Here is a 6,000-nt window from a genome sequence, read left to right on the forward strand (position 1 = left end):
TGCCTGATGACTTTTCAGCCGCCGTCCGGTGTTCTTACCGCCGACAGCCATGAAATGGGCATGACTACAGGACTGGTGTGAAATGAACGGAAGATTCCGCTCTTTGTGGCGCCTGCGACGTTCCGGCGGGGACACGCAGACCACGACCACGACCACGACGCTCCGCAGCAGGATTGCCGCGGCGGTCGGCGCCGTCGTCCTGGCCGCCACCGCCTTCACCGGCGCCGCCACCGGCACGGCCGTGGCCCAGGACGGCAGGTGGTCCTGCTCCGGCGCCCCCGTCCCCGACGGATGGGTCATCACCAACTACGACCGCAACGGCTGCAACCACGCCGGCTCCTGGTACCAGCAGCCCGTCAAGGACGGCATATGGACCTGCTCCGGCTCGCCCATCGTCTCCGGCTACGTCATCACCAACTACACCCGCACCGGCTGCAACGGCATCGGCGCCTGGTACCACCAGCTCGCCCGTGACGGCCGCTGGACCTGCGCCGGCTCGCCCATCCCGCCCGGCTACGTGGTCACCGGCTACAACCGCACCGGCTGTGAGGGCATCGGCGCCTGGTACCACCAGCTCGTCCGCAACGGCATCTGGACCTGCCCGGGCTCGCCCATCCCGCCCGGCTACCGCAGCACCACCTACTCCGCGGGGGGCTGCAACGGCCTCGGAGCGTGGTACACGGTCCGCGCCTGACCGCCCGACGCCCCGCCGGCGCGGCCCACCGGGCGCCGGCGGGGCGCAGCCCCTCAGCCCTCGGGGAAGAGCACCGCCGCCACGTGCCGGGTGTCGGCGTACTCCACGACCGAGACGATCCTGCCCTGACGCACCGTGAAGATGCCGAGGCAGCGGTTGTCGTACGTGCCCCCGCGCACGGTGCGGGCCTTCGAGGTCCACTCGGCGACCACCCGGTCGCCCTCGGCGATCGTGCCGATCAGTTCGATCTCCAGGGTGCCGGGAACGAAGGCCGGCCCCATGCCGCCCAGGAACTCCTCGACGATGGCCCGGCGCCCCCGCCACACCTTCGAGACCGGCAGGTCGCCCGGGTAGTGCCAGGTCGCCTCCTCCGCGAAGCTGTCGCGGATGACGTCCGCGTCGCCGTCACGGACGGCCTCCACGTACCGGACGACGACGGTCCTGGGGTCGGTGGTGATGGTCATGGTGGTATCTCCTCGCAGTGATGCGGTCGTTCAGCAAAGGACGTTCAGGGCAGGACGTTCAGGGCCGGTCGTTCAGGAAAGGGTGAGCACGGCCTTGCCGCGGATGCGGCGGTCGCGCAGATCGGTCAGGACGGTCGCGGTGCCGGCCCAGTCCGCGACGCGGCCGATCTCCGGGTGCAGCCGGCCGGTGGCCGTCAGCCGGACGAGCGTCGCGAGGTCGTCGCCGAGCCCGCCGCGCGGGTCCAGGTAGTGGAAGTGGCGGATGACGGCCGACTCGGGCCCGGAGAAGAAGTCGAAGAAGTCGAGCGTCACGGGGGTCCGGCTCGCCTGCCCGAACCAGATGAGCGTGCCGCCCCGCGCGAGCCGCGCGAGGGCCGCGGGAAGGGCCCGGCCACCGGTCGACTCCAGCACGACGTCGTACGGACCGCGCGCTTCCGCCGGATCGTGGACGACCTCCGCCGCGCCGAGCTCCAGGAGCCGGGCCCCGCGTTCGGCGTCGCGGGTCACGGCGGTGACCTCCGCCCCGCCGGCGGCCGCGAGCTCGGTCACGTAGTGGCCCACGCCGCCCGACGCGCCGGTCAGCAGCACGCGCCGCCCGGCCACCGGCCCGGCCGCGCGCAGCAGCCGCAGTGCGGTGATCCCCGCCAGCGGCAGCGCCGCGCCCTGCACCGCGGAGAGCGCGTCCGGCAGCACCGCGAGCGCATCCGTCGGCACCGCCACGAACTCCGCCCAGCCGCCCGCCATGGGATGACCCACGACGCGTGCGATGCCGGTGGGCCCGCTCCCGTCGGCGGCCGGCTGCACGACGAGCCCGGCCACGTCCTTGCCGGGCCGGTCGCCGGGCAGCGGCGCCTCCAGCTTGAACGTCTCGCCCCGGTTGACCGAGAACGCCTCGACCCTCACCAGCGCTTCGTTCGGGCGCGGCGCCGGTTCGGGAACGTCGGCCAGGACGACCGGTTCGGCGGGATCCCCCGTCGGTATGAGCGCTTTCACTGCCTTCCGCCTCCTTGGTGGTGCCTGAAGCACATCCCACCCGGCCGGACCGCCCGCCGGCCAACAACCCGGCTCCCCGGCCGACAACGCCCAGTTGTCGCATAAGGTCAGCGGCATGGACCTCGACCTCGCACTGGTCCGTGCATTCGTGGTGACCGCCGAGACGCTGCACTTCGGGCGCGCCGCCGCACGGCTGAAAACCAGCCAGCAGGCCCACTCCAAACGCATCGCCCGCCTGGAGTCCCAGCTCGCCGCCCGGCTCTTCGAGCGCGACGGCGGCATCCGGCTCACCGAGGCCGGCCGGCGCTTCGAACCGGCCGCCCGCGAAGCCCTCGCCGCGGGCGACCGCGCCGTCGCCGCGGCCCTGGACACCGGACAAGCCGTACGCATCGACGTGTGGGGCCACCTGTACGCACCCCTGCGCACCGTCGCCCAGGCGGTGCAGGCCCCCGGCACCGTGCAACCGGGCCCGGCACGCGACTGGCCGTCGGCCGCGGCCGCCCTCCTGCGCGGCGACGCCGACCTCGGCTTCGGCCGGGTGCACCCGCTGCCCGGCGGCCACGACGCGGGGCTCGCCCAGCGGCTCGTACGCCTCGAACCCGTCGACGTCGTCGTCAGCGCCGCCCACCCGCTGGCCGGGGCGGCCCAGCTGCGCCCCGCCGACCTGCGCGACAGCACGCTGTGGTCCCCCGCCGAACTGACCCGGCTCGACTTCCTGCGCCGCTTCGCCGACGCATTCCGCATCGCCCGCCGCCAGGACGGCCCCAACCTGGGCCCCGAGCACCTCGTCCACCACGTGCGCAGCGACCCGGCCTGCTTCACGCTCTTCCCCGCCGACGCGCCCCTGCCCGACCCCGGCGGCCTGCGCTGCATCCCCCTCGTCGCCCCCACCCCGCTGTACGCGTGGTCGCTCGCCTGGCGCAAGTCGCACCGCCACCCCCTCCTCGACACCCTGCTGCGCGGCTTCACCGACGCGGGCCGCACCCGTCGCTGGCTCGACTACGACCCCGAGCGCGACTGGCTCCCCGACACCGACCACCCCAAACTCGCGACTACCGCCCCCGCTTGACGTTCCCTACGATGAACGCATGCCAGGTTGACGCTAGAGAGCCCGCCGCGCCCCGCGGCCCCGGGCCCCGCCGCTCCTTTCCGTTCCCGCACCCGATCCACCCGACGGAAACGGAAGGAAGCCATCAAAACCATGCACATCAGGCGGATCTGTGAGAGCGAAGGCGACGCCGCCGGCACGCTGTGGGACCACATGTGCCGGGAGACCGGGGACGGCCGTCCGCTCACCGAGCGGGCGCGCCGCGACGTCTCGCGGATGCTCGCCGCGTCCGCGTGGCACCGCGACGCGTTCTGTCTCGTCGCCGTGCACCCCGGCGGCCGGCTCGCCGGCTTCGTCAACGGCCGCATCAGCACGGGCGACGGCCTGCTGCCCGGACTCCTCGGCGAGATCGAGGCCCTGTACGTCGTCCCCGGCGACCGCGGGCAAGGGGCGGGCCGCGCACTCGCCCGGGCCGCCACCGACTGGCTCGTCGCACAAGGGGCGCGGACCGTCCGCTACCTGTCGTGCGCCGGGGCCCACGACGACCACCGGTTCTGGCGCTCGCTCGGCTTCGAGGCCGACATGGTGTGCCTGTCCCTCTACCGGGAGCCGTGAGGCAGCACCCTTGCGCGGGGGAGCGGACCTGTAGTGCGCTGTGCCCCATGGGGAAGAAGAGAACTGCGAGGAGTACGGCACCCACCACCGCCACCTTCATCGCCGCCCTGACGGCGGCAGCCGTCTGGACGGGCGCACCGGCCGGCCCGCGGGCACACGCCACCGAACCCGGCGCGGGCAGCCCGCCGCCGGCCGGCGCGCCCGGGCCGGCCGGCATCGACCTCGACACGGTGACCATCCCCGAGCTGCAGGCCCGCATGGCCGGCGGCTCGCTCACCTCCTCCGCGCTGACCACCGCCTACCTGCGGCGGATCGAGGAGATCAACCCCAGGATCAAGGCAGTCCTGCGCACCGATCCCACGGCCCTGCGCCAAGCGGCCGCCAGCGACGCCCGGCACCGCCACGGCCGCACCCTAGGCCCCCTCGACGGCATCCCGGTTCTGCTGAAGGACAACATCGACACCCGCGACCTGCCGACCACAGCGGGCTCCCTCGCCCTCGCGGGACGCCCACCGGCCACCGACGCCGCCCTCGTCAACCGGCTGCGCCGGGCCGGAGCCGTGATCCTGGGCAAGACCAACCTGTCCGAATGGGCGAACTTCCGCGCCGCCAAGCCCACATCGGGCTGGTCCGCCGTGGGCGGCCAGACCCACAACCCCTACGTCCTGGACCGCAACCCCTGCGGATCGTCCGCCGGATCGGCCGCCGCCCTGGCCGCGTCACTGGCACAGGTGGCGATCGGCACCGAGACGGACGGCTCCATCGTCTGCCCGGCCGGGATGAACGGCGTGGTCGGACTCAAACCCACCCTCGGAGTGGTCGGCCAGGCCGGTGTGGTGCCCATCTCGGCCGAACAGGACACCGCGGGCCCCATGGCACGCAACGTGACCGACGCCGCACTCACCCTGGCGGTACTCACCGGCGACACCGCCGCACGCCCCGCACCCGCCGCCCCGGCCCCCGCCCCGAGCCACGACCTGCGCGGGCGGCGGATCGGCCTGTGGCGCCTGCCCGCCCTCGGCCCGCAGGTGGACGCCGTGATGACCCGCACGGCACAGAAGCTGCGCGCAGCCGGGGCCGAAGTCGTCGAGGTCACCCTCCCGTACCAGGAACGACTGGCCGAGCTCGAGTTCCCCGCCCTGCTGAGCGAGTTCCACCGCGACATCGACACCTACCTCCCCACCCGCAACGGGCCGCGCGACCTCGCCGGACTGATCGAGTTCAACCGCACCCACCCGGCGGAGCGGACCTGCTTCGCCGGCCAGGAGCTGTTCGAACAGGCCCTCGCCGCGCCGCCCACCACCAGCCCGCAGTACCGGGCGATGCGCACCGAGCTCAAGGACCTCTCCCGGCGCTCCATCGACGAGACCATGGCCGCCCACCACCTGGACGCCATCGCCTCACCGACGAACCCGCCCGCCTGGACCACCGACTGCGCCCGCGGAGACAACGACGTGATCCCGTCCTCCACCCCGGCGGCCGTGGCCGGATACCCGTCCCTGTCCGTACCCGCCGGCTCCGTCGGCGAGCTCCCCGTCGGCCTCCTCCTGCTGGCCGGCGACCACCAGGACGCCGGGCTGCTGTCCCTGGGCGCAGCCGTGGAACACCACCTGAACGCCTGGCGGGCACCGCGCTACCTGCCGTCAACCGGGACCGACCGCTAGCGGGGCGCCCGCCCGCGGCTCTACCGCCGCTCGTCGTCCTCCGCGAGGGCGCTGCGCACCTCTGCCCCGGCCTTGTCCAGCTCCTCGGGCGTCTTCTCGCGCAGCGCCCGCTCCCTTTCCGCCCTGGGCATGCCGCTGAGCAGGAATTCGGCGTTGTCGGAGAGTTTCTTGCGTTTCTTCTCGGGCTCGGCCACGGGGCTTCCTTTCGTACGGGCGGACATCCCCTCCAGTGGACCGCCGGAGCGGCCGCTCCGCCCCGCCGGACTCGTCCAGAAGGACGACAGCGCCGCGTAGCGTCCGGAGGGCGGTGAGTGAGGCGGAGGGTGCCGGAATGTGAGCCCGCCCATGAGACCTGGATCACCTATGAAAGAGGGTCGTTGGTATCGGCCGACGTGGTGGCCCTGACGTGTGCTCGGGCACGAAAGAAGGCCGTATTGGGGGGCTTTGCCAGGGGTTTCGAGCGCCGCTAACAATGGCTGAGTCGCACGGCGCCGTCCGATCGAGAACGGCGCTTCTTTATGC

Annotated in this window: 7 protein-coding genes; 4 read left to right on the forward strand and 3 right to left on the reverse strand. The window is 73.3% G+C overall.

Features of this window, described 5'->3' with window-relative positions; genetic code table 11:
* Window positions 1–82: 82 nt before the first annotated feature.
* Window positions 83–694, forward strand: coding sequence for a hypothetical protein (locus ABD361_RS28490; RefSeq protein ID WP_344439537.1), 612 nt, complete (start codon window positions 83–85; stop codon window positions 692–694).
* A gap of 53 nt (window positions 695–747) precedes the next feature.
* On the opposite strand, the gene ABD361_RS28495 is transcribed toward ABD361_RS28490, so the two are convergent.
* Window positions 748–1,158 (reverse strand): nuclear transport factor 2 family protein, encoded by a 411-nt coding sequence (locus ABD361_RS28495; RefSeq protein ID WP_344439539.1) that lies wholly within the window; start codon window positions 1,156–1,158, stop codon window positions 748–750.
* Window positions 1,159–1,230: 72 nt separating this feature from the next.
* Window positions 1,231–2,151, reverse strand: coding sequence for a zinc-binding dehydrogenase (locus tag ABD361_RS28500; protein ID WP_344439541.1), 921 nt, complete (start codon window positions 2,149–2,151; stop codon window positions 1,231–1,233).
* 115 nt (window positions 2,152–2,266) lie between these two features.
* Here ABD361_RS28500 and ABD361_RS28505 point away from each other — a divergent pair, with 115 nt between their 5' ends.
* The 3 genes from ABD361_RS28505 to ABD361_RS28515 all read left to right on the forward strand — a co-directional run bounded on the left by ABD361_RS28505 (window position 2,267) and on the right by ABD361_RS28515 (window position 5,478).
* Window positions 2,267–3,220, forward strand: coding sequence for a LysR family transcriptional regulator (locus tag ABD361_RS28505; RefSeq protein ID WP_344439543.1), 954 nt, complete (start codon window positions 2,267–2,269; stop codon window positions 3,218–3,220).
* Window positions 3,221–3,352: 132 nt separating this feature from the next.
* The gene (locus ABD361_RS28510) at window positions 3,353–3,814 is read left to right on the forward strand and encodes a GNAT family N-acetyltransferase (protein ID WP_344439545.1); all 462 of its coding nucleotides are present in this window, start codon (window positions 3,353–3,355) and stop codon (window positions 3,812–3,814) included.
* A gap of 47 nt (window positions 3,815–3,861) precedes the next feature.
* Window positions 3,862–5,478, forward strand: coding sequence for an amidase family protein (locus tag ABD361_RS28515; RefSeq protein WP_344439547.1), 1,617 nt, complete (start codon window positions 3,862–3,864; stop codon window positions 5,476–5,478).
* Between the two features lie 20 nt (window positions 5,479–5,498).
* Here the strand turns inward: ABD361_RS28515 and ABD361_RS28520 are convergent, their stop codons facing one another.
* Complete coding sequence (locus ABD361_RS28520) at window positions 5,499–5,672, reverse strand: hypothetical protein (RefSeq protein WP_344439549.1); 174 nt, start codon at window positions 5,670–5,672, stop codon at window positions 5,499–5,501.
* Window positions 5,673–6,000 lie beyond the last annotated feature (328 nt).

This window comes from Streptomyces luteosporeus, from assembly GCF_039532865.1.
Lineage (GTDB): Bacteria > Actinomycetota > Actinomycetes > Streptomycetales > Streptomycetaceae > Streptomyces > Streptomyces luteosporeus.